The organism is Tenacibaculum sp. 190524A02b, assembly GCF_964036645.1.
GTDB lineage: Bacteria > Bacteroidota > Bacteroidia > Flavobacteriales > Flavobacteriaceae > Polaribacter > Polaribacter vairaonense.
Genome location: NZ_OZ038525.1, coordinates 2,508,029 through 2,533,973, shown reverse-complemented (window position 1 = coordinate 2,533,973; position 25,945 = coordinate 2,508,029). Strand labels below are relative to the sequence as shown.

The following is a 25,945-nucleotide window of genomic DNA, read 5'->3' as shown; positions in this document are numbered from 1 at the left end:
AACATCTTTTAAGTTAATTTTAGAATCTTTGTAAAGTGGATTTAATGGATGTAAGGTTAATTGTTTGAATTTGAAAGGAACGTGGATGTTGGTTAAAATATAAAGCCCCAGCTATTTAATAGTTGGGACTTTAATCATGAATTATAAAGGGAGACTTTTAATTGATTTATACGATCAATTATTTCTTAGTTACAGAAGTTTAATTACTCTTTTATAAATTTAACTATACGTTGTTCTTGTTTACTTTTATATTCAAAAAAGTAAACTCCTTTTGTTAATTTAGATATATCTATATTTTTAGTTATTTTTCCAAACAGGACAGTTTTACCCGAGATATTAAAAATACGGTACTTAGCTTTTAACAAGAACGCAGTTTTTATGTTTATAAAGTTTGATGCTGGGTTTGGAAAAATTGTAATGTCTGAAGAAGCACTACTATTAGTCGAAAATTCATCCCAGTCCCAGTCGTCACCCCAATCCCAGTCATCATCATTTCCATCATCAAATTTAGTAGTTACATTAATTTCATTACTACTAGTAGAAACATTACCAGCCGCATCTTTTGCTTTTACCGAAAACTTATATGCTGTATTAGCAGTTAGTCCAGTTACATTATATGAAGTACCTGTTGCAACTCCTAATTTAGTTGTTCCTTTATATATATCGTAACTAGTTACGGCAATATTATCAGTTGAAGCTGTCCAGTTTAATGTTAAAGTGGTTTGTTCAACTTTGTTAGCTTTTAAATTAGTAGGAGCAGTTGGTGCTTGTGTATCTTGCACTGGCTTTTGTTTAGTAGTAAAATTAACAATAGAGCTGTAAGCTGAGCTTTTGTTAGCGCATTTACTACGTACTTGAATATCATATTTAGTTTTAGCCGTTAAATTAGTAACTTTATAATTGTTAGTAGTCACTTCTTTAGTTGTCCAATTAGTAGTACCAGACTTACGGTATCTTATATCATACTTTGCTCCAGATACAGTTGTCCATTCAATTTTAGCTTCTTTTTCTGTTATATCTTTTGAAATTACGTTTGTTGGCACCGTGGCATTACATACAACTGGTTCTCCTTTTAACCCAGTTACAATTAATGAAAAGTTTTGATTATTGCCTGTTAATGTTCCTTTATGAGTAACCGTAATAGTATAAGTACCAGACGCATTTGAAATATCTACTCTTTCATAAGGATCTACTTTGTTGTCTCCTTTTCCATTAGTTGCTACTCCTGTTAATCTCCAAGGTTTGTATGTTGTGCCACTTTTAGTAACTTTTAAATCTAAATCGTTTACTAAAACAGGTGTAGATTGATTTGCTTTTTCAGTAGCAGTACCCGGTCTATCTGTCCAAGAAATAGATGTTAATAAAGGGTTTTTTCCATCAGAATTAACAGTTAATGTATATGATTTACCAGAAGCTAAAGTTAACTCTTTAATTTGTGCTTCTTTACCATTTTGAGTAATTGCCGTAGCAGCTGCTTTAGCGTTTAATAAACCCCATCCGTAAATTGCATCTGGTCCTTTAGCTCCAACATCATCAGCAGTGTGTAAAGCCAAACCTTTTAAAGTTGCGGCTTTCATAAAAGTACCATTATTCTTATTTTTATAATGTTGTTGTAATAATACTAAAGAACCAGTTACGTTTGGTGCAGCCATTGAGGTTCCTGTCATTTCAATGTAATCATCAGTAATGTTTCCATCACTATGATTTGAGCTAGATGCTTTATCATAGCTAGGGAAATGAGTAGCAGAATACACTCCTGAACCGTTACCTGTAATATCTGGTTTAATACGTAGGTCATCAGTAGGACCTTCACTACTAGAACTATGAATCTGAACCGAGATTAACTTTCCACTTGAATCAATATTTGCATCTTGTGCATTTGCTACAACTAAATTATTTTTAGATGTTGAATGGCCTGATAATTTATCATAAGCGCTATTACCATTTAAAGGCTTAGCATTAGAACTTTCATCTTCTCCGTCATTACCAGCAGCTACTACCATTAAATAGTTTGGAGCATTAAACATAATCTCATCCCATTCACGAGATACCGCAATATAGGCACCAAAATAGTAGTCAGGAATTTGTTGAGCTCCATAACCATAAGAATGATTAGAAAGAATCATTCCATTAGTTGCAGCTTTAGTAGCCTCAGATTTATCATTATTCCAGTCATTTCCTACTGCAGTTGCATGAGGAGCCATTCCTTTTGATTTAGCTATTTTTCCAGATGCCACAATAGTAGCCGTTACATGCTCTGCGTGAAAATTAAGTGTTGAAGAACCGTCGCCTATAGATACTCTATTGTTTCCACCGGTTCCATCATATTCTTGATGGTCTTTATTAGGTATTCCACCATCCCATACATAAGCTTTCATACCTTGGCCTAAAAGGTTTAAGCCTAATGAACCTCCACTATGTAAGTGATTAGTTCTAGTTGATTTAGCTGCATCTACATTAAAAGTTGTATAGTAAATAGGTTTACCATCAACAACCTCTTGAAGTTCCATGTAAGTACCATTTTTGTTGAAAATTTTAGTTTCCCATCCTTTTCTCTTAGCAATTTTGAAAGCCTTTTCTTTCTTATCTATACTTTTTTCTTTAAAGTTATGACTCATTTTTTGTAGCTTTTTTAAGTCATAATTTTTACGGATAGATTCCACTTCTTTTTTGTTTTGCGCTTGTGTTTGATAATTAGTTCCTAAAAGAACTGAAGAAAGAACAAAAGCCTTTAAATACTTGTTTTTCATTTTGAAGGATTTATTTATTGTTTTAAAATTTCGGTTTAAAACTAAATAACCCACCTAAATTAAAGGTCAATTCTTATAATGCTAAGACAAAAAATAAGTCAATATTTATAAATATTGACTTTAAATTAATTTTCAAGTTATTTATAATTAGTGTTTTGAGAGTGTATGTTATATAGTCTATTTATTTCAGTTTTATGAAAACTATTTATTAAATAAAAATAAAAAACAAGTATCATTTCTTTTGCCTAAGTAATTTTTTTTGATAGTGTAGTAAATACACTTAATAATTGTGAATAAATATGAGGAGTTATGAATTTTTGTAGAAACTTTAAAACCTTCTAACTAGAGTTGATAGGGAGTAGAAACTTACTTTATAACGATTAATAACCCTGAGTTAGAATAGGGGAATTGTATTTGTAGTAGAAAGGAGAATTACTTTTTTAAATATTAGTTTTTTCTTTTTTATATTGACTAGGGGTCATGTTGGTTTGCTTTTTAAAAGCATTGTAAAAAGTAGTTTTATTGTTAAACCCTACATCTATAGCAATTGCAAAAATCGTATCAGGCTTGTCTATTAATAATTTTTTTTTAGCTTCTTCAACTCTAAAAGAATTGATGTAATCTGGGAAACTTTTTTGAGTATTTTCATTTATAGCTTGAGATATGTATGGTATTGATTTAGATAATTTTTTTGAGATCTTATTCATTTTTAACTCTGAGTCTAGATACAATTTTTCTTTTTTAACTAAGGTGTCAATTTCCATAAAAAGAGCATATGAATTATTTAAAGTAGAGTTTTTATATTTTTCTGTATTGGTTTCATACAAGGAAGGAAGGTCTTCGTACCTACCTGAATAAGCAAATACAGGAAAGTACATCATGGATATAGTTAAGAATATAAAAAATATTGATTGGAGCAGGTTTTCTATGCTAATAATAGAATACAAATTTTCTCTACTAAAAGAAAGTAGTATGGTATTTATAAATGCAAAAGTATATAGAGAAACAGAAAATATAAGTATAATATTACCCCATTTATAATATAAAGTTTGATTAGATTTTAAAGAGATAATTAAAGGAGCTTTTTTTAAAATTTTATAAGCTATAATAATTAAAGTTAAATTATATACAACCATTATAAACTCATCTATGTTTGCAAGTATTGTATAAAGTCTAAAATTAGGATTTGTAAAGTTTTTAATACCAGAAATATCTGTTTTTATTAATAATTCCTGTATAAAGACATAAAAAATTAACCTGAGTATGGAGATCCCTATAGTAATAAAAGTTATTTTTTTTATATGTTGAAAGTAATTAGTAATTACTGAGATGAAAAGCAATAAAAAATAACCTGTTAAATGTGATAATATTATGGTAATAAAAATAAATATATTATAACGATTTGGAGAGTGCTCAGCCATAATATATTCAGATATCGCTGAAAAAGTAAAAATAGTGATAACGCCAATAATAGCAGTTTTAGCGTAAAAGTTTTGACCTAAATTATGTTTGTTTAAAAAAATAAAAATAATTAAAGTTATTCCAATAACAGCATTGATCAAAGGTAGGATATCCATAGTTGATTTATCACTTTATAAGGGTAAATATAAAGTATAATTTCATAATATTTATTTAAAAATCAATTATTAAGAGAGTATAAGTTGAAATGTTTTTTCGTTTAAAATTATTATACTACTACTATTGATTATTTGTTATTGTTAAAGGAATTTTTGTTACTCAGTGTTTAAAATATGTTGAAAGATGAGTAAACATCATTTTAAAGTATTTGTAGAGCTAGAGAAGTATAAGGGAAATAATAATGTTTTGGAGTATATTATTAGCTGAAAAAATTTTAGTAACGCTTAGCAAGTTGAATTAAGATAAGAAAGAGTACTGCAAGAATCACTTTATGTAATAAAGAAAAAGCTAGAAACATAAATGCTTCTAGCTTTAACCTTAGAATTATAATTCTATCTCGTAACTTGTAATATCGTTAGGATCCATACATGGTCCTTTTTTTATTGTAGATCTTTTATTTTCGTGATCTTCAGTAACGCAATAAACATCACCTTCTGCACCTCCTCCTTTTACTGATTGTTGTGTTTCTTTGCTTAAAACTTTTCCTAAACTTAAAAGTTGATTTTTCATAATTAAAATTTAAAAAATTTATAAAATCTTGATCATTTTAAGACACTCAAGACTTGTGTCTATTTTCGCGAAAAATATTTTACATACATAGCATAATAGTTTCATTCTAAATAAAAATAGAAAGTACTATTAACTAGTATAAATAATATTAGAAGTAATGCTACATGTAATGCAATGCTTTGGTAATAAAAACCTGTGTTGTAAGAAAACACAAAGAATGGCTTTTATAAATGCAAATAACAATTTCACATAAAATGCATACTTTTTCTTTTAATTCAGTTACGAAGTAACGCAAAAAAAGATAAAAAAACAAAAAAATGATAAAAATGATGTTTGCTTAAATATGAAAAACAAGGCTATTGGTTTTATTTTTAAAAGCTTAATTGATGAAATTTTTATAGGGTAAATAGTATTATAAGTAAACATACAAACTCGATATAACTTTATGTTATAAGTTTAATAAACTTCCTGTTGTCACTGCGAAAAAACGTAATGCAATGGAGTTTTTGTGGCAGTCTTTAGTTAGTATAGGGAAAGATTACTTCTTAGCTTCATTTCATTTCGCTAATCGTAATGACTAATTATTTTGATTTTCAGGTAAATAAGATTTTTGTTATATCGGAATCACGTTGAATAATAAAACACCTTAATATATTATAAAAATACAAAAGGTGTTTTTAGTAACTATGAATTATTATTTTAACTATTTTCTCCTTTTTTAGCTTTCAATTTTTGATTTCGTTCTTTTAAGAGTTTCTTTTGCTTTTTTTCCATTTCTTTTTTGTGTCTCCATTTATCTTCTGCTAGTTTTCTTTTTCTTTCTTTTCTTTCTTTTAATAATTTTTTCTGTTTTTTCTCATTCTTTTTTCTTTTTTCTTTCATGGCTTTTTTACTTTCTTTTTCAAGTACTCGTTGCTTTTTTCTATCTGCTTTAGCCAATTTTTTTTCTTTTTTCTTAAGCTCTTTTTTGGTTTCCTTTTCTACCTTTTCTTGTGCAAATAATGAGGTATTTGTTGTAAATACAAATACCAATAATAATAACATTGTTTTGAGTAATTTTACCTTCATGATTTTGATTTTTTATGTTAATTATAAAAAGTAAGACTTATTGGTATGTATTGTTTAGTGTTTATGGGTACTGCAAAAAGTATAATAGCTATAAGATTTCCTAAAAATAAAACCTATTACCTTATTAGTTACTTATTGGTAGGTTACTTTTTAATTCACAGTAATTTAATCATTTTTTTTTAAATAAAAAACCGTTACTAAAAAGAGATGACACTAATTTTATATAATTACAACGTAGTTTAAATGAAGATGGATATGTAGAAATTTTAAAGGGAGTAGTATATTTAGACTTGGGCTTGGGTTTGAATCTTAGTACTCCTGTAATTAATAAGTCTTAACTTTTTTGGGTATAAAATCCTGATGAAGAACAATTAAGTAAAAAACTAAAAAGACTGCCTTTTTAAACAGTCTTTTTATGATATATATTTATGTTTTAAAAATTGTCACCAGGACGATCTGGGCTTTGAGCTTGTGCTTTTTTAGGATTTAATAGAATATAGGTACCTAATGCTGTTAAAGCTGTATATTTACCATAGTTCCCTATTTTTTTTAAAGCCTCTTTTCTTGAAATATCTTTAGTATCATTCATAATGAACTTTTGTGTATATTGTTTTTAAAATGCTTATTTTAAAATAATTTTTTTAATTACCTGTGCTTCTTTTGCCTTTACTTTTACAATATAAACGCCACTAGCTAATTTAGGTAGCATAAGTTGAGTGTTATTGTGTTTTAAATTTTTAGCAATAACCGTTTTACCTTGTAGGGTATATACTTCTATAGCTATTAAATCATTTATTCCTTCAACTTTAATTAAATTAGGTTTTATATGGTTTATTTTTATAGGAGTAGCTGCAATAGTATTGTTGCCTAATGTTTCTTTTGAAGAAGTGTGTAAGTAAAAACGTCCAGTACCATTTGTGTTTTTAGATAATGTAACTGAATAGTTTTCAGTTGTGTTATCAAGTTCGGTAAGAAGTTTCTTTTCTTTATCCTCAAGATATACATTTTTTAAATTATTTTTATTTTCAATAGAAAATTTAATTGTTTCTCCAGCAGAAGCTTTGATACCTATTGGAATAATAGTGTGTTCTTCTGTAGTAGGAATTGATTGAATTTGATATTTTTTATTTTTATTATTCTCTAATAATTCTGAGTACACCTCAAATTTATTTTCTACTCCTGAAAATAACTCTCCATCATATCCATTATCAAATCCTTTAGTAGCAGATGCTATAAAATAAATTTTAGTATATCTATCAACTTCTCCATTAGATACGAGTAATTTAAGTGCTGATTTATCATTTGCTTTTCTTTGAAAAGTTTCTGCTCCATGTGTTTGATCAGATAGCTGAAAATTAACAGTTCCTGTTGTTGCTTTTGATTTTACAAAAAAAGCTTGCCCCGTTGCTATGTTAAAATTATCTGCAGTTACTTTAGTATCATAACTATTGGTTGCTTGATTCCAAACCCAAATAGTTTCACTTTCTAATGATGCTGTATTCCTTGTTAAAAAACTTTGTGATTTAACAAGTGCTAAATACGGATTACCTATTAAATTATAAGGCGTAGCGTTTTTAGTTATAGATACTGCTGTATTACCAGGGTTCACTGACCCTTCAAAAGAAAAAACTCCAGGTGTAGACAATTTAACCGAAAACCCTTTCCCTAGATGTATAGATCCTGTTGAGTTTGATTGTTGATACCTCCATCTATCTTTAGATAAAACTTGAGTATTATCGTAAAATGCTAAACCTAAATTATTATTTGTGCCTCTTGCTAAAGAATTTTTAGCAATTAAGCCTTGTATTGTTTCTCTTACTAAAGGACTAGCCATTAAATACCAATTACTAGTTAATAATTTTTTTCTATAAATAGCATTACCTGTTACTGTAGCATTAGCTATTAATGTAGCGCCAGACTCTATTTCTATATTATTTACAGTGATAGCTTGGTTTATTGTAGGGAAATTAGTAGCTGTTGAAGGAATTAATACTCTATCAGTGATACTAGGTAGAGTTCCCCCAAGCCAGTTTTCTGCTAAGTTCCAATTTGAGTTTACATTACCAGACCAAGTTATAGGTTCACAATTTTCATTATAAGTAGCCGTAACATCTTTATTTTTCCAATTTGTAGTACTCCAAGTAGCATCATCAACTTGAATACAAGTTAACCTTGGTGTGTTTTTTACTTCAAAATATTGGTTTTTGATATTGGTGTTAGTGCCGTTTTTTAAATTTAAACTTTCTATTAACGGATTATTTGAGGCATTTAATTGCAGAAGTTTAGTATGCAAACTTAAGTCTAAAGTTTTTATTTGATTATTATAAATCTCTAAAGAAACAATATTTAAATTTGTACTTAAATCTATTACTTTAAGTAAATTGTTTCCCAAATTAAATTTCCCAGACAATTTTGTTTGATTGGTAAGATTAAGCTCTTCAATTTTATTATTTTCAATTGATAAACTCATTAACTCTAAATTTTTACTCAAATCTATAGCAGTTAACTTATTTGATTGTAAATACAAATGTTTTAAATTCGTATAAGTACTTAGATCTATAGAGGTTACCCCACAATTTCCTAGGTTAAGATATTCTAAGTTTATATTTTTACTTAAATCAAACGACTCTAGGTTAAAGTTTCCATAACCAAAAAGATTTTTTAATGCTGTGTTTTTAGATAAATCTAATTCCTTTAAATTGTAATTTTGGGAAATATCTAAATGTTCTAAGGCTTTAAACGCTTCTATACCTGTTAAATTTGAAATTTCTTTATTAGAAATATTCAAATTCTTTATAACACAAATTTTCCCTGTAGCTGCAGAACCATCTATAACATCATCATAGCCTAAATCTATTAACGCCTGTTCAAATTTTGTATCTGGTATACTAGTTTCCTCAAGATTTGTAGGGCAATTTTCATTAAAAGTTATAGCGGAACCTATATTTGTCCAATTTGTTCTACTCCAATCTGAATCATCAACTTGAATACATCCTAACCTTGGTAAATTTGTTGCTTTAAAATATGTACTAGTAATTTTAGTATTGGTACCATTCTTTATATTAAAATGCTCTAATTTAGAATTATTAGACACATCTATTTGAACAAGTTTAGTATGTAAACTTACATCTAATGTTTTTAATTGATTGTTATTAATTGTTAAAGCTTGAATGTCTAAATTTGTACTTATATCTATTTTATTTAACAAGTTATAAGCTAGTTCTAACTTTCCTCCTAATTTTGTTTGGTTGGTAAGGTCAAGCTCTTCTAATTTGTTGTTAGACAATGATAATCTAGTTAATTTGATATTCTTACTTAAATCTATAGAAGTTAACTTATTTGATTGTAAATACAGGCTAATTAACTCTGGATAAATACTTACATCTATAGAGGTTAACCCACAATACCCTAAATTAAGAAATTTTAACTTAGTATTCTTACTCAAATCAAAAGACTCTAAATTAAAGTTCCCATAACTATTAATATCAATTAACGCTGTATTTTTAGATAAATCCAACTTTTTTAAATTAATGTTTTGGGAAATATTTAAATTTTCTAATGCAGTAAACTCCTCTATACCTGTTAAATCAGAAATTCCTTTTCTACTAATAAACAAGTTTTTCACAGTACTAATGTTTGTAGTAAGTACAGCTCCATCTACAACATCATCATATCCTAAATCGATTAAAGCTTGTTCAAAATTTGGATCAGGTATTGCAGTAGTTTGCGCATAACTAATTATAGTTAAGCACATAAATAACAAGGGTATTATTTTTTTCATGATTAAATTATTTTAAGCCACAAAAGTATTCTAGCGTCATATTCTACACTTCACCCTAAAAGTGTGAATTTTGCTGTGTTTTTCTAACAATATGTTTATACATAATATGTTAGTGCTGTGTAAAATTATTTAGCTAGAATAATGTTCTTTAATCTATAGAATTCCTCAAGGCTCTGCCTTGGGGTTGTTCATTAAATTGTAATAGCTGTGTTCTAATGTAGCTGTATATGTTGTGTTTTTTGAATACTTGGCATCATTAAAAAGTGGTGAAATACCTGTTTTTTAATTCTTTTAATTGATTTAAGCTTAGATTAGTCTGTTGATTTAGGAACTACTAAATAGTATGTTTTGTCAAACGGTGTGTTCTATGAAAGTATTAATATTACAAGCTTCTTTAAAATAGGTATAGTGCTAGTCTAATGACTACCACATTATCCTGCATTATCATTTACTTCATCAATTAAAGAAATGATTTTTCGTATTTTTTTATCTTCTTTAAAAACACCAAAAATTCCATTTTCATGAGTTTTATTAAAGGGAGGTTTTTTCAATAACCTTTTGTCAATAATTCCATTATTTGTTAAAAAGTCAATTAAAATATTTACGAAAGTAATTTGGGTACTATTTAAGTTATTTTCTTGAATAAATTGAGCAAATATCCCATTGGTTACCGTAGCATCTAAACCAACAATACCGCGTATAAATTTACCTAAAGAAACCGCTCCAAACTCTTTTGCATATTCTTCTTTTGTACTATGCGTTTCCTCATAAAGAAAAGATTCCAATAAGTCTAATTCGGCTTCTGTTATTGGAATATTTTTATACAATTTATCAATTACTAAATGTGATTTGTTTTTCCTGATAAATGCTGTAATTCTATCTTTATAAGGTTGCAGATTTTTATGTATTTCCAAAATATCAACTTCCTCTACTTTCGAATGATCTAATACATCTTCAAAGTCTGTATAAACCACCTCTGTATGGTTTTTGTCTAAAAACTTAATAAGTGATTTAAGTTCATTTTTTATACTTTCTAATGTTGATACTCCCACAGTTTGCCAATATTCCATGTCAATAATATTCTCAATCGTTTCTATTTTCGCTGCTACCATTGGAATATTTCTTTTTCGGTACAATTGGTTTCCTATATCCATTATTTTACCAACATAGGTTTCTTGGGCTTTTGATTGCTGCAATAAAGCCAATTGAAAACGAAGCATTAATAACTCAAAACGCAGTTCAACTTCATTGGTATCATTACTCTTGGTTAGGGCTGCTAAATGCGTTATAATTTCAGAGACCACTCCTACTGATAAATGCTCCCAGCACTCTCTTTTTTGATATTTATCAACAAACTCTTGTACTTTTCTTACTTCAAATCTTTCAGGGTTTAAGTTTGTGATGGTTGTATAAAGTTCATTTGTATATTGTAATGCCAAAGCATCCTCTTCTTTTGTGGCTTCATGATGATTTCTAATTGCAGTAATCACATTTAATTTAGCCTCAAAAACTTGGGTAGTTACCGATTTTTGAAGCTTACTTTGATACCCTTCAGGGTTTGCTTCAAAAAATTCAAGGTTTTTGCAAAGGTCAAAGATTAAAAAGAACTCTTTGTCTTTATTGGGACCAAACAAATTAGGTCTTAATCGGGTACCTCTACCTACCATTTGCCAGAACTTTGCGTATGATTTTACCTCTTTAAAGAATACTAAATTTACCACTTTTGGAGCATCTACGCCAGTGTCCATCATATCAACAGAAACAGCTATTTGAGGCAGTAAATCTTCTTTGTCATCACAAAATTTTTCTAATAAATCTTGTGCTTTATCATTATAATTATCAATTACCCTTAAAAAATCACCGCTGTATTGCGGATAATTTTTATAAAATCGTTTTTCAATAAACACTGCATGTTTATGATTTTTTGCAAAAATAATAGACTTCCCTAAGGTATCGCCTCCATTTACTTTTAGTCCGTGTGTCATTAAATAATCCAAAACCAAATCAACTGTTTTTGAATTAAAAAATATTTTGTTTATCACACTTTTATCAATGGTAATATCAGTTTCGGAATCAGACTGGATTCCAAATTTTTCTTCGAACTTTGTTTTATCTTTTTCCGAAAGTTCACTGTATTTAATACCCTCTCTTATAAACTTTACAGGTACTTTATATGATTTTGGTGGGTTTAAAAAACCTTGAGCCACGGCATCATTTAACTCATACGCAAAAGTGGGGGTATCATCCTCTATATTAAACAAACCATAGGTATCATGATCTAATTCTTTTTTAGGAGTAGCGGTAAGCCCTATTAAAATGGCATCAAAATACTCAAATATGGCTTGGTATTTTTGATATACCGAACGGTGGGCTTCGTCAATAATAATCACATCAAAATGCCCTACACCATAAAAACGCCCTTCTTCATTTTTTAAAGCGTCTATTTTATTCATAATGGTCGGGTAGGTTGAGAATACCAAACGTGTTTTATCGTCTTCTTTTTCTTTTGTTAAATCAATACCGCTAAAACTTGGCAAATGCTCTTTAAAGGCATTTTTAGCCTGTGTTACCAAAGCATTTCTATCGGCTAAAAACAATACACGTTTTGCCCATTTGGTTTTCATTAGCATATCTACAATAGCACAAGCAGTTCGTGTTTTTCCACTTCCTGTTGCCATTACCAATAACGCTTCTCTTCCATTACCTCTAAGCTTTCCTTCTGTAGAGGTAATTGCCAAGGTTTCCGCTACACGTTGTATGGCTTCTAACTGATAGGCTCTTCCTGCAATATCAGTATTTACCTTAAAATTTCTAATGTCTTCCCTATTGGCTCGCTGAAAAATGAGGTATTCTAATTCGTCTTTGGTATAAAAACCGTCCACTTCTCTTTCGCTGCTATAAAAAGTATCATCCCAAAGATAGGTTTGATAACCATTGGTATAAAATATTACGGGGCGTTGCCCATGCATTTTTTCCAAACAATTGGCATATAAATACGCCTGATGCTTTCCTTTATCAGCACTTTTCAAGGTACTTTTCGCTTCAATTACAGCTAAAGGCAATCCGTTATCACCCCAAAGTACATAATCAGCATTTCCTTTTCCTGAGGGGTTGGTACTTAGGGGCATTCCTAGTACTGAGTACTCAGTATCTCTTCCTTTTTGTAAGTTTTGCCAACCAGCTTCTTCCAATAATACATCAATATACAATTTGCGTGTTTCAGCTTCTGGTAATAGTTGAGGTATTTCAATATCTTCATTTATCGTAGTTTTTCGTGCTTCTTTTCTTAACTGTAACTCATTTTGCAAACGTTCTTTTTGCAGTTGCAATAATTCGTTTTTTGCTATAAGCTCCTGCTGCTTTTTGTGTGCAGCTTCATACTTTTTTATAAGAGCTTCAGCGGTTGCTATTTTTTGTTGAAACTCCTTTGTTGAAATTTTTTCTTTTTCTGATGTGGGTATCGGGATAATTGCTTCTTCAAAAGCGTCAATGGTGGGGTTGGTTTCACTGTAGTATTTGCTAAGATATACACAAAAACTAAAGACTCCTTTTAAAGCTGCCAATGATTGTGAGGTACTTACTTTTTTTCCATGTGCTGCATTGTTTCCTATTTTTCTAACCAAATTGAGTTCTTTAAACATAGAAGGACGAACCGAATGTCGAAAACTAGTATGGTGTAACAAACTGTTTAAACTTGTATCATGAGGCAAGGTAAATTCGGTATCATTATGATACATCCATTTTACGCCAAGCTCTAATACCGTACGACATTGCAACGCTCCAAATTTAGGTTCTTTAAAGGTATATTCTTCCGCTTTTATAGCTTCTTGATAAATTTCAGGAAATTCGTTTTGTAAAAAGTTAAAGTTCGTCATCTGGTTAGCAAGTTCTATTTTTTTTTATAAAGATATACATCTAATTCGTACAAGACAAAAAAATAAGATATAATGGTATGGTGCTATAAAAAACAACTCATTATGTAACCTGTAATACCGTGGAGTGGCTTCCCATTATCTCTAATGTTAATGAAGTCTCGACTGTTTCACAGCGTGCTTTCAATCAAAATGCATTTTGATTTCAACCAATGCTGGACTTGACAGATTGCACTCGATCTCACATTGTTAATGATGTAGTTTTTCTTGTGCTAAAATAAATTTTATTTAAATATCATATGTACTACTCTTGTTCTATGGGTATGTTTTTTTCCTTGCAATACGTATCTATTTCTGAATCTGTTTTAAAATAGGCATCACAAAAATTTTCAAAAGCTGCTCTGGTAGGTTTTATATACTCTTCGGGTGCTGTAAGCATACTTTTAGCTTGTTCAATAAAGGTTTTAAACGCTGGGTTTATCTCACAAAGCTTATCAATGGTTTTAAAATCTAATTCTTTAAATTTTGCAGGAAAAAGTACATCACTCTCGTAAGGGTTTGCCTTTAACTCAATAATACCTATTCCAAATGATTGATGTAAGCGCTCCATTTCGTCCAGTAAATTTTTACTAATATCAAAAGCTACCAAATACCCAAAATTTGCCCAGCTAGAATTGGATACTGCTTGAAAAAAACACTTTTTTAATTCGTGATCTGATTTGATTTCTCGTTTTAGTTCATAAGAAATTAACGTAAAGGCATCCGATTTATTAATTTCCTTTAGCAAGGCATTACTTGCAGCATTTTTTAAATGCAAAAAACGGATGCCCAACATATCTGGGTGAATCCATTTCTGATGATCGTCTTTGCTATTTGCTGATTTTTCATGAAGAATGGTTTTGGCATAAATATTTTGACTTTTTAAATAGGAACTCAATAATTTATGCAAATCACGTTCTTGGTATTTTTTGGCTACTGCTTTTTTTGAGCTTGCTTCTTTTTCTACTATTTCTGACAAATTAAGCTCGTTCTCATAAGCAGTAAAGTAGTATTCAAATCCTTTTTTTCCTTTTACGCGCTTAACGCGTGTATCATTCTGTCGGATAAAATGTCCTAATTGTGCACCTATGGTGTCAGAAGGTGTTTTGGCATTGCTCCAATCAATATACTGTTGTTCGTCTATTTTTTTAAGGACTTCTAAATAGGTAAAAGCGCCTTTATTGTCTTCTAATACTTTTAATATAGCTTCTTTTATGGTCATTAATTCTCTTTATAAATCATTGAACTCATTTATAACTGCCCTTTAAAGGCTTTTTGTAACAAACTGTTAAACAAGTCTTCACTTTTTTGCAAGGCTGCTTGGGCTTGTTGTTTTTGTTCTTGAATAATTCTTAAACTTTCTCTAAATTGAATTTGTAATTGAATAGGAGGTACTGGTATTTTTATATCTGTAATACCATCCTGTGATATTGTTGTCATTGTTGAAGTTTTAGCTCTTTTCTTAATATTAGATCTGAAATAATTAGTATTGGATAAAAATCTAAAATATTCAGGTACAATCTTATCTAAATTAAATTTCAATCTAATAATATGACATTCAAATAATGTTTTTTCTTTCAAACTCTCAGGAACAATTGCACACTTACCAATTCCTTCAACGGTTAAAGATGAACGACAAAACAAAGCATCTCCATATTCTAAAGCATATTTGTCATCTTTTCTTGACACCTGAGCTCTTCTTAAATTCATTTGGTCTATATATATTTTATCGATAAAATTATTTAACCAAACAACAGGGGTGCCTAAAGAATTGTATAAGTCTTTTTTTGCAAAAAAACCATTATCAGGTTTTTGGGTAATTAACTCTTTAAGTTGAATAAAATTTTCTTTCGTTTTACTCATTCCTACATCCCCAAACATATCTAAAAATAAACTTTGCATTAGGGCATCGTATTTTTTGATCAATTGCGTATTTAGTTGGCGTAGCTTGTCTGCTTCGTCTAATATAGCGGCTATACGTTTTTGTTCGGGTAATGATGGTAGGGGGATTTTGAGTTCCGAGATATAATTTTGTAATTTAAGATTTATAATTCCTGTTGTCTTATTTTGATATCTGCTTGTAACTCCTTTTTGATGGTTTATGAATAAAATAAATAAAAGATATTTTGGATAGACTTTATCTTTTTTAGGACGTAAGATAGAGGTGAAATTATTACATAAGTATAATTCTGTTTTCTGATCAAAAAACACAACTCGTCCAACTGGTTGCTTAGGACTTCCTCCTGATTTCTCAATAATAACATCTCCAAATACTAATTTTTTAGCCTTTACTTTTTTTTCATCAACAATCCTTTTAACAACATTTTCTAAATTTAGTTTTCCTTCATTAGTGAAATTTGTAGTTCTAATTACATTAACTCCATTCCCTTCTGTTCCCCATTCCCCTGTAATAGGCTTTTCAATTATGGATTTTATACTTACTAATTCCATATTAACCTATCATCTTTTCAAGGTTCAACATGGCTTGCGTACGTTGGGCATCTAAGTCTTTTATTTGCTGTAATAATGCACTTGGGGCTTCGTACTCAATTTCTTTGTATACAATTTCTTTGTAGCGGTTAATGGATAAATCCCAATTTTTGTCAATAATTTCTTGTTTGGGTACTAGGAAGCTTTGTTGGGTGCGGTCTGCGTACTTCTCTTCAAGAGATTGCTTCGTCGTACCTTCTCGCAATGACGTATTATCCGAACTGACATTTAGGAGTTTTTGAGCATCTAATAATATTTGTGGGATATCACATTTCTCTTTTACCTCTGTTACTATATTTTCAGGTTCTGTAAAACACTGTTCAAAAGCTGCCTCGGTTACTAATAAGTTACGTTTATCATCTAAACTTAAACCATCGGCTTTCATGTCGTAAAACCAAACTTTATCGGTACCACCAGAGTTGGTTTTGGTAAATATTAAAATAGCTGTACTTACTACTGCATAAGGTTTAAATACACCACTAGGCATGGAAATTACAGCGTGTAGTTGTTGGTTTTCAACAAGCTGTTTACGTATGCTTTTATGTGCATTTGAGCTTCCAAACAATACGCCATCGGGTACAATAACTGCGGCGCGTCCTCCTGTTTTTAGCAAGCGTAGCATAAGGGCTAAAAACAACAATTCGGTTTTTTTGGTTTTGGTAACTTTTAATAAGCTACTTTCTACCTCCTCATAGTCTAAACTTCCTTTAAACGGCGGATTGGCTAAAATAAGCGAGTAGGCTTCTTCAAGAATTTCTTTCTGAAATTCTTTTTCCTTTTTTTCATTTTCTTCTTGTGAAAGCTTATCGTTGTATTGGTATTCGGTGGTTAACTTAGTACTCAAGGCATCTTTACCAATAAGTGTTGGGTTTTCCAAGCCATGTGATTGCATGTTCATAGCGCCAATACGAAGCATGTTAGGATCAAATTCAATACCGTTAAACATTTGGTTATGAAAGTGGTTTCTAAAGGTTTCGTCTAAAAACCAATCGTTATGTTTTTCGTAAATATATTGCCCTGCCGCTACCAAAAAACCTGCCGTTCCGCTTGACGGATCGCAAATGGTATCTTCTTTTTTGGGTTGCATTATTTCTACCATCATACGAATAATATGGCGAGGCGTACGGAATTGCCCATTGGTGCCTGCTTCTGCAATTTTTGAGAGCATGTATTCGTATAAATCGCCCAGTAAATCCTTATCATTAATATTAAGCGCATCAATTTGCTGTACCACCTTATCCAACAAGCCTGGGGTTTGTATCATAAACATGGCTCCTTTCATGTGCTGGGCAAACACCCCTCCTTGTTTACCTATGTTTTTCATAAAATCAAAAGCCGTTAAATTGTCCATCTCCTTTTGTGGGCGTGTAAATAAGATAAATCTCTCTTCTGGGGTGAGTTGCTTAAAATAACTCCAGCGAAATTTCTTGTATTTTTCTGGGTAAATCTCATTTTCTATTGCAATACCTAACAAATTTGCTTCCTTTTCTTTTTGCGTTTGCTTTTCGTTTAACTGTCGTAAAAATATAAGGTAGGTAAATTGCTCAATAACAGTGATTGGGGTGGAAATTCCTCCACTCCTGAAATCACCCCAAATTTTATCAATTTTACTCTTTAATTCTCCTGTAATCATTTTTAGTGTCTGTATTTTAATTGCTTAAGTTTTCAAACTTACTTTTCATGGTTGGGTTGCCACGGGTAAGTTTTTTAATACTTAAATCCTCTGCTTTATTATTGGCTAATCTAAGATTGTTTTCTGATTTTGTAAGCGCTTCTTTTATTTTATTTAAATGCAAAATACTTTTATCTATTTCTTGAATAGCGGTTCCAAACTGTTTTTTTGCTAACTCATAATTTCTAGCAAAGCCAGTTTTAAAAGCGTTCATTTTTTCTTCAAAATTAGTGATGTCAATATTTTGATTTCTAACAGCGTTTAATTCTGCTTTATATTGCAAGGCTTTACTACCAGAGTTTCTTAACAAGGTAATTATTTGGATAAAAAATTGCGGACGTATCACATACATTTTTTCGTATTTGTGTGAAACATCAACAATACCTGTATTGTAATACTCATTATCTGCCTCTAATAAAGAAACCAAAACAGCGTATTCACAACCTTTTGTTTTTCTATCTTTATCTAATTTGGCTAAAAAGTCTTCGTTTTTCTTTTTGGTAGCTGTTGTTTCGTTTTCATTTTTCATTTCAAACATTATAGAAACAACCTCATTTCCGTTAGCATCGGCTTCTTTAAAAATATAATCTCCTTTGGTACCAGAAGAAGCATCGTTGTCTTTTTCAAAATAAGCGTTTTGAAAAGCAGTGGCTCTTAATTTATTAAACGCTATTTCACAATGCTGTTCTAGGGTTTCTCCTAACATTTTGGTAGAAAGCTTTTGTTTAAAATCTTTTAAACGATGAATTTCATCATCTTTTAATTGAAGTTCTTTTGCAATATGATCTTTTTCTAATCGGAACTCTTCTCTTAATGATTTTTCAAGATTTATTTTTTCTGCTTCTTTAAGTTTGATATCATTTTCTAACTGGTCTCTTTTTTTTTCAATATGGATTACCGCTTTTTGTAATGCTAATTCTTTATCCGATGCGGCTTGTTGTAATTTAGCTTCCAAATCTTTAATAGTAGCATCTTTTTTAGAAGTTTCTTCAAGTAATGCTGTTTTACTTTTTTCTTTTAGTAACTCAATTTCTTTCTGTTTTTGCGCCAACTGTTCCGTTAGTGCTGCCTTACTTTGAAATTTTAGTGCATTGAGTTCGTTTTCCTTCTGGGTTAATTGCTTGTCAAAAGCATTTTTTACTTTGGTTTCTGCTAGTTCTACAGCTGCTTTTTTTTCATTTTCAGCCGCTAGTAGTCTGTTAGCTACTTCTTCTTTAAACTGTTGATCTCTTACTTGTTTTACAATATCTGTGTACACAGATTCATCTACTTTAAAAACTTCCTGGCAGTTAGGACACTGAATGTGGTTATCTTTCATAACTTTCTCATTTAATAATTATACTACAAAACTACAAATAAACTATGCGGAGTAATTGCAGGGTTAAGCTTTAGTTATGTCTTTCGCAATAGAAGAGGCTTTAATTGTAAACTTAATCTGATCTCCAACCTTTAGACTGAGTCTTGTTATATCATCTTTAAATACGCTAATACTTTCTAAACCTCCATTTATTAAAATAGTACCCCATCCGTTTCTAGCAATATTTTGTAATTTTCCTATTTCATATTTATTTCCATTTGCATTGTACATGATATCTTGCCAATGTGATTTATTGGTTGCTATGTCACTATTTACTTTAATATAGTCATCAAACCAAATTAATGTATCCATTAGTTGAAGTGCCAATGAATATAATAAATAAGGGGTTTTTATAGCATTACGATATGCTTGAATATGTATGTTTTTAGTTACATCTACGACAGTAGTATGCGAAGCAGCTCCAGTAATATCAATAATGTTTTTTACATTATCCGCTATTATTTTTGGAAAGTGGGTTACTGAACAACTAACTTTTAGGTGCTTAGTATCATAACCTGAAAGAAATAAACTAGATTCAGATAAATTAACTTTGTTACCATTTACTTGAACACATTTATCGTGTAATAAACCATATGCATTAGCCATTCTAAACATAGTCTCTAATATAATTCTTAGTTGAGTAAAGTATAATTGATCATCAAACTGATTGTTAATACCTTTTAAGCCTTTAAAGATTGAGATAAATGTATCTCTAGCAGAATCCGGATAGTTTTTTAGAATGTCGAATAATTGTTGGTTTTCATGTTTTATTTGAAGATCTACTTGAGCATCAGCTTCTTTTTTGATGTTGATAAGTAATTCTTTTACATCCTCTGAATTCTTTTTATTGTAACATCTTAATTTAAAAGCTTCAATAATAGGATTCGAAACTTCAGTAAAATTCGATTGACCAGAAAGAATAAAATATGGAAATGTTTTTTTTGTTCTGAGTTCATAAATTCTTTTAATAGCTGAACCCAATGCCATTGGGCTGACTGTTTCTGAATCTTTCTCTTCAAAAAAGAGAGCATCTAGCACAATTGCATCATAGAAATTTAAATCAGCTTCTAAAGCTTCAAAACCCTCTACAAAAGATCCATATCCATGTAATAAAATATCTTGTTGTTCAGTTTGGATAATAAATGTATCCATTTCTTCGTGATTGTGTTCATCATCTATCCAAAGTATGTTATAGGTTTTATTCATAATTAAATAATTGGTAATAAAAATGATATTGTTGTACAATATTCTAATTCTTGATTTGAGATAATATTTAAAGCTTGTTTTCTGTCATTATGTACTTTAAGTATTTCATTCACCTCATATCCTCCAAGACCTTTGTTTTTGGTTGCCCCCACGGCAAAACTTTTTCTAATATAATCCTCTAATTTTAGGTCTTTGGGAAATGGTTTTCCTGTATTAGAGACCTTAACTTCTACGTAAGATTTTCTTCCATCTATATCATAATTGAATTGATCAGCCTCTTTTTCATTACCAGTAAATGGAAGGATTTCTATATTTATTTTATGCTCCTGGTCTTTATTAATAAAAGCATGATTTTTAGCATTATCTATAAGATTGGTTAAAACAATTTTTAGCTTTTGTTCATTCCCTTTAATCAATATTTGATTATTCATTTGTTCCTTAATATCATCATGTATATCTAGTTTAAGATCAATATTGCCATTTAAACTCTTTTTTTCGGTTTTTACAAATTCTGACAAAAACTTTAGGAAATGAATTTCAGTTAAATTAAATGCAGATACACTCACTAATGCTGTGTTGACATCTGCTAATTCCTGAATGTATTTTAAATTTTTTGAAATAGAATCAAACGCATCAGACATCTTAAACTGTCTTCGTTCACTAATTACAATATTTTTCCAGTTAGGGTCTACTTTGGTTAAAGCATTTTGAATTATTTCTATAGAGGAACCAATACTTAATAGTGGCTTCCCTAATATATGGCTTAAAGAAGTTGAGCTTTCAGTTTCTTCTTTTTGAATACCTCTTACAATGTTTTCTTTTTCAGCTTCTATTTTTTTAAGTCTGTCGGATAGCTCAATAATTGCACTAACTTTTGCCTTCTGCTCTTGCATAGTAGGCAATTGAAAAATAATGTTAATTAAATCTTTACTACGAAGTATTGGTTGAACGGAGCCAACTCTGTAAGCTTTCAATTGTTTTTTTATATAATCAGCTGATAATTCATTGATGAAAAATGTAGGGTCAACGATATCTTCATTTAGTCGAAGAGCTACAATAGATCTAGATATTGCAATTGGTTCCCCAGTATATTCAAAATAGGTAGGTTTGAGTGAGTTCCATTTGGTAGCGATTAAGATACAAGATTTTTCAATTATTTTAAATGTACCTCTATTTATAACACTTAAATTGATTTCAGTACTATTTAATTTACTGTCGAAAACTTCGTCTTTTAAGTTTTTAATTTGCACTTGACGCATTTTTTTACCTTGAGGAGCTTTAGATCCATTTATAATCTCAGCAAATTCCTTTAAAGGCGTACCATTTATATCTTTTAAAAAGTATCTACCGAAAGACAAGTCGAAATCATTTTTATAAAAATGCTCCGTACTTATATATTTTAAATAGTCATTTTCTAAATCATCATTTAAAAGATCTATAATTTGTTGATTATTTAAAATCTTATTTCTTGGGCCATCTTTGCTATAAAAATTTGAGGCATCCAATAGCTTTACATAACCTGGGCGTGAAGAAACAGTTTTAAAAATGATAATACATACAGGAATATTGGTATTTGAAAACAGACCCGAAGGTAATGTTATAATAGTATCTATAAAGTTCTTATCTATTAACCATTTTTTTATTCTAGTAGATTGTCCACCCTTGAAGAGAAAGGATAATGAAAAAACAGTGATTAACTTTCCATTATTTTTTAATGAATTAAGACCTTTATCAATTAGAAAGTTCTCAATCGTTCCGTATGATTTTCCAAAAAAATATGAATCTATGTATTTGGGTATTCGCATACCAAAAGGCGGGGTGGCAACAATAAGATCATATTTTTTAAATTCATCCCATTTTTCTATTGAATCACTTAATTCATATCTATAGCTAAAGTCTTTGTTATGAGCTTTCAATCTCATTTTTCCAATTGCCCATGTTTGTTGGTTTATTTCCTGACCATAATATTCATGAAAGCCTTCTAAGAATATACCAAAAGATGCTAAACCAGCAAAAGGATTGTATACCTTAGCGTTAGTAGGTAATTTTGCTAATTTTATAATCAAACGACTTATTTCTTTTGGCTGTATGGATTCGCCTGAGTACTTTCCTTTATAGGAGAAAATTTTTTGAAGAATCTTTTCAAAGACTTTATGAAAATATAAATTTAAATCATAGTGGCTAATATTCGTAATATGATAAAATAACTGATCTAATTGATTTGGAGGGATATTATCAATCAGAGGAGCATAAACTTCATATATTCTGCTGTAAAATGAGTTATTTTGAATATTTTTTTTTATCTCGTTTAATTGCTCATGACGAGAGGCCATATTCAGATCCGTAAAAATTTCGTCTTTATATACACAAACAAAAAAAAGTGTAAGATCAAGGCTAGCATCTAATACTATTGTTTTCAAAACATGGGCAGATTGCCAGAACTGATCTGATATTTTCTCAACTATATAATTATCTTCTCTCATAAGCTTCATTAAATACTTGTCTACAAATTAAGTGTTTTTTTATGCGGAGTAATTGCATAGTTTTAACTGTAATAGTTTTGCATGTTCTCTGCATGTTCTTTCATTTTTAGTTTTAAACGCTCTGGAGCAATCACTTCAACATCTTGACCATATGATAACAATTGTTGTACTAATTCTTTATTAATAATAGCCTCAAACCAGATTTGGTTTTGTTTATCTTCTTCAAAAAACTCCTCGTAATCAGGATGCAGGGGTTTGGTTTTAAAATATTGTTCTCTACCATTATAAAAGCGGAGTATAATCTTTTCTATGGTGGCATTAACAGGTTTAACAACACCAATTATTGGTCTGAAAAAAGACTCCCAATTGGTTGCTGTTTCAATAAAATTAGCATCTTCTAGTACTTCAAAATTCAGTAATCTTTCGTCTAAAGGAATACTCCATTGTGCAATGTTTTTTGTTTTATTAAGTCCAAAAACAAACCACCTTCTATTATATTGTTTTAATACATAAGGATGAAACTCAAATATTTTAGATTCACTGTTATTAAAACCTAAAAACGTAATTTGAAGAACTTGTTTCTTTTTTATGGCTAGGTATAAAGGTTTAAGGTGTTTAATTCCTTTATATTCTTTATTGTAGTCATAAAACAAGACTTTTGATAATTGATTGTCTTGATCTTCTTCTTCTTGAAATGTAAGTAAAGCTTCTGCTAACTTCTCATATTTAGGGTGGTTTTCGAACCTTTGTAGTAACTGTTGAGCAGCTTCAATTAAATATTGTTCATATTCCAATAATGGTTTTGTTGCAATGGAAAAATTTGGAGTATCATATTTTAAAACTCTCACTTTATTAGGAAGTGGAGCGCCAAACCCTTGTTTATGATCTCGAAATAATTTTAAATCTTCTCTTAAAGTTCGTTCTGAAATATTTTCTTCGGGATAATATTTTTCTATTTGATTATTCACATAGACTAATAATTGATTAAAATTCAGTGCTTTTTTTCTAAAGCAATAATCTAGTATATTATACCTTAGATGAGCATGTTTGCTATTGGCCATAAATATGAGTTAATTTTTAGTATGCAACTTGAGTTATGTAAAGATAATTATTACAGCATAATAATTTTATGTTTGTTGTGAATCGAATTTGAAAAAAATTAGAAGTTAAAAACCTATTTTTTTAATCGTAAACAACTATTTAAATGCGATTTTAGGTGTAGTTTGTTGTTTTTTAGTGTTTTATATTGTTTTTTTCTTTTTCCTGCACTAGTGCAGGAAGCAATTTATTTTTCTGGAAGCTGTGCTGCACTAGTGCGGGAAGAGATTTATTTTTCTGGAAGTTGTGCTGCACTAGTGCGGGAAGCAATTTATTTTTCTGGAAGCTGTGTTGCACCAGTGCGGGAAACAATTTATTTTTCTGGAAATTGTATTGTACTAATAGGAGGAGGAAAGCTAAATATTCAAATCTCTACTATTTTATATTGAATCAAATACAAAGACTTTGGAGTAGAATAAAGTTAATGTATTAAAATGATGTTAAAAAACAACAGCTTACTTATTTAATAAACAGAATGCATTATATTTGAGACAGCTATGCAAGTAAATTGCTTTCAATAAAAATTGTAAATCCAAATTTAAAAATACTATGATTTCATCATTTTTTTACAGGTTTAAACACCTAGAAATTATACAATACCTAGATCAAGTAATAGCTATTGTAAATAAAGAAGACGTGAGTACTTTATTGCTTACCGACTCGCTAACTGAGCTTAACGTTAAATTAAGCGCTTTGCAAGCCGTGTACAAGCAAACAAGAGGCAGTGTAATAACTAAGGAAATAGAAGCTATTGATGATAGAAGAGATAAAGCTATTAGAGGCTTAAAAACAGTAGTTACAGGGTATACACATTATTTTACAGAGGCAGAGTCATTGGCAGCTAACAAGTTACTAACAGTAATAGATAAGCACGGTCCAAATATTGCCCGCAGAGAATATAATGAAGAAACAGCCATTCTTAATACTATAGTAAAAGACATAGAAAAAGAAACAGTGCTAACAGAAGCAGTGACTACTTTACATTTAACTAATTGGTTTAATGAGTTAAAAGAAAGTAATACCTTGTTTAATACAAAGTATTTAGAACGTTTAGACGAATCTGTAGAAAATCCATTAGCTAATTTCCCAGAATTACGTAAAGAGGCAGTAAATGCCTATTATAATTTAGTAGATCATATAAAAGCGCATAAAACACTAACCAATACCGCAGCTTACACACTATTGTTAGAAAAAATAGAAAGTTTAGCTGCGGCTTATGAACAAACTATTGAAAACAGATACAATACAACATCTGAAACGCCAGACACTGAGGAACCTAATACGGAAGTCCCTACAGATACAGTGTCTACAGATGTTGATGATACACTAGCCTAAGGCTATGAATTAAAGATATTGAAGGTATAGCATAGTAAAAACTACAACTGAAAAGTTGTGGTTTTTTGTTTTAAAACGTAATAATTAGTACTGAGTAGTTAGTATTGAGTATTGAGTATTGAGATGAGTTATGAGTTCAGAGTTATGAGTGAATTTATTAAATTAACGTGAGTTTAACTTTATGTTATAAGTTTAATAAACCTCTGTTGTCACTGCGAAAAAACGTAATGCAATGGAGTTTTTGTGGCAGTCTTTAGTTAGCATAGGGAAAGATTACTTCTTAGCTTCATTTCATTTCGCCAATCGTAATGACAAATTATGTTGATATTCAGGTAAATATACTATCTGTTATATCGAGTTCACGTTAATTAGTACTGAGTATTGAGTATTGAGATGGGGTATGGAGTTATGAGTTATGAGTTCAGAGTTATGGAGTTATGAGTGAATTAATTAAACACTAAAAATTAAAAACTAGCTTTAGCCTTCTGCCTTCTGCCTTCTGCCTTCTGCCTTCTGCCTTCTGCCTTCTGCCTTCTACCTTCTACCTTTTACCTCTTACCTCAAACCAACTAATAGTATGAATTAAGGGAAAACCCTTAGAAAAATTTCAGGGCTATTGAGTATTGTAAATCAAGTAAAAACCCTG

At 30.0% G+C, this 25,945-nt stretch carries 15 protein-coding genes; 1 reads left to right on the top strand and 14 read right to left on the bottom strand.

Annotated elements, in window-relative coordinates:
- Positions 1-203 precede the first annotated feature (203 nt).
- From ABNT65_RS10300 to ABNT65_RS10235, 14 genes are all read right to left on the bottom strand, one after another.
- Complete coding sequence (locus ABNT65_RS10300) at positions 204-2,750, bottom strand: S8 family serine peptidase (protein WP_348704258.1); 2,547 nt, start codon at positions 2,748-2,750, stop codon at positions 204-206.
- A gap of 440 nt (positions 2,751-3,190) precedes the next feature.
- Positions 3,191-4,327, bottom strand: coding sequence for a helix-turn-helix domain-containing protein (locus tag ABNT65_RS10295; protein WP_348745795.1), 1,137 nt, complete (start codon positions 4,325-4,327; stop codon positions 3,191-3,193).
- 385 nt (positions 4,328-4,712) lie between these two features.
- On the bottom strand, positions 4,713-4,898 hold the full coding sequence (locus tag ABNT65_RS10290) for a hypothetical protein (RefSeq protein WP_348704260.1): 186 nt from the start codon (positions 4,896-4,898) through the stop codon (positions 4,713-4,715).
- 699 nt (positions 4,899-5,597) lie between these two features.
- Positions 5,598-5,966 carry a hypothetical protein gene (locus ABNT65_RS10285; RefSeq protein WP_348745794.1) on the bottom strand — a complete coding sequence of 123 codons (369 nt, stop codon included), beginning with the start codon at positions 5,964-5,966 and terminating at the stop codon, positions 5,598-5,600.
- Between the two features lie 433 nt (positions 5,967-6,399).
- The gene (locus ABNT65_RS10280) at positions 6,400-6,555 is read right to left on the bottom strand and encodes a hypothetical protein (RefSeq protein WP_348745793.1); all 156 of its coding nucleotides are present in this window, start codon (positions 6,553-6,555) and stop codon (positions 6,400-6,402) included.
- A 33-nt stretch (positions 6,556-6,588) separates the two neighbouring features.
- The gene (locus ABNT65_RS10275) at positions 6,589-9,747 is read right to left on the bottom strand and encodes a leucine-rich repeat domain-containing protein (protein ID WP_348745792.1); all 3,159 of its coding nucleotides are present in this window, start codon (positions 9,745-9,747) and stop codon (positions 6,589-6,591) included.
- 431 nt (positions 9,748-10,178) lie between these two features.
- On the bottom strand, positions 10,179-13,622 hold the full coding sequence (locus ABNT65_RS10270) for a DEAD/DEAH box helicase family protein (protein WP_348745791.1): 3,444 nt from the start codon (positions 13,620-13,622) through the stop codon (positions 10,179-10,181).
- 301 nt (positions 13,623-13,923) lie between these two features.
- Complete coding sequence (locus tag ABNT65_RS10265; RefSeq protein WP_348745790.1) at positions 13,924-14,880, bottom strand: HTH domain-containing protein; 957 nt, start codon at positions 14,878-14,880, stop codon at positions 13,924-13,926.
- Positions 14,881-14,909: 29 nt separating this feature from the next.
- A complete protein-coding gene (locus ABNT65_RS10260) occupies positions 14,910-16,109 on the bottom strand; it encodes a restriction endonuclease subunit S (RefSeq protein WP_348747812.1) in 1,200 nt (399 codons plus the stop codon).
- A 1-nt stretch (position 16,110) separates the two neighbouring features.
- Positions 16,111-17,781, bottom strand: a complete 1,671-nt coding sequence (locus ABNT65_RS10255) for a class I SAM-dependent DNA methyltransferase (protein ID WP_348747811.1) — start codon at positions 17,779-17,781, stop codon at positions 16,111-16,113.
- A 16-nt stretch (positions 17,782-17,797) separates the two neighbouring features.
- A complete protein-coding gene (locus ABNT65_RS10250; protein WP_348747810.1) occupies positions 17,798-19,138 on the bottom strand; it encodes a DUF2130 domain-containing protein in 1,341 nt (446 codons plus the stop codon).
- 63 nt (positions 19,139-19,201) lie between these two features.
- Positions 19,202-20,383 carry a hypothetical protein gene (locus ABNT65_RS10245; RefSeq protein ID WP_348747809.1) on the bottom strand — a complete coding sequence of 394 codons (1,182 nt, stop codon included), beginning with the start codon at positions 20,381-20,383 and terminating at the stop codon, positions 19,202-19,204.
- Positions 20,384-20,385: 2 nt separating this feature from the next.
- On the bottom strand, positions 20,386-22,875 hold the full coding sequence (locus ABNT65_RS10240; RefSeq protein WP_348747808.1) for an N-6 DNA methylase: 2,490 nt from the start codon (positions 22,873-22,875) through the stop codon (positions 20,386-20,388).
- Positions 22,876-22,928: 53 nt separating this feature from the next.
- Entirely contained in the window at positions 22,929-23,927 is a 999-nt protein-coding gene (locus ABNT65_RS10235; RefSeq protein ID WP_348747807.1) for a WYL domain-containing protein, read from the bottom strand.
- A 586-nt stretch (positions 23,928-24,513) separates the two neighbouring features.
- On the opposite strand from ABNT65_RS10235, the gene ABNT65_RS10230 reads away from it, so the two are divergent.
- Positions 24,514-25,299 (top strand): DUF6261 family protein, encoded by a 786-nt coding sequence (locus ABNT65_RS10230; RefSeq protein ID WP_348747806.1) that lies wholly within the window; start codon positions 24,514-24,516, stop codon positions 25,297-25,299.
- Positions 25,300-25,945: the final 646 nt, after the last annotated feature.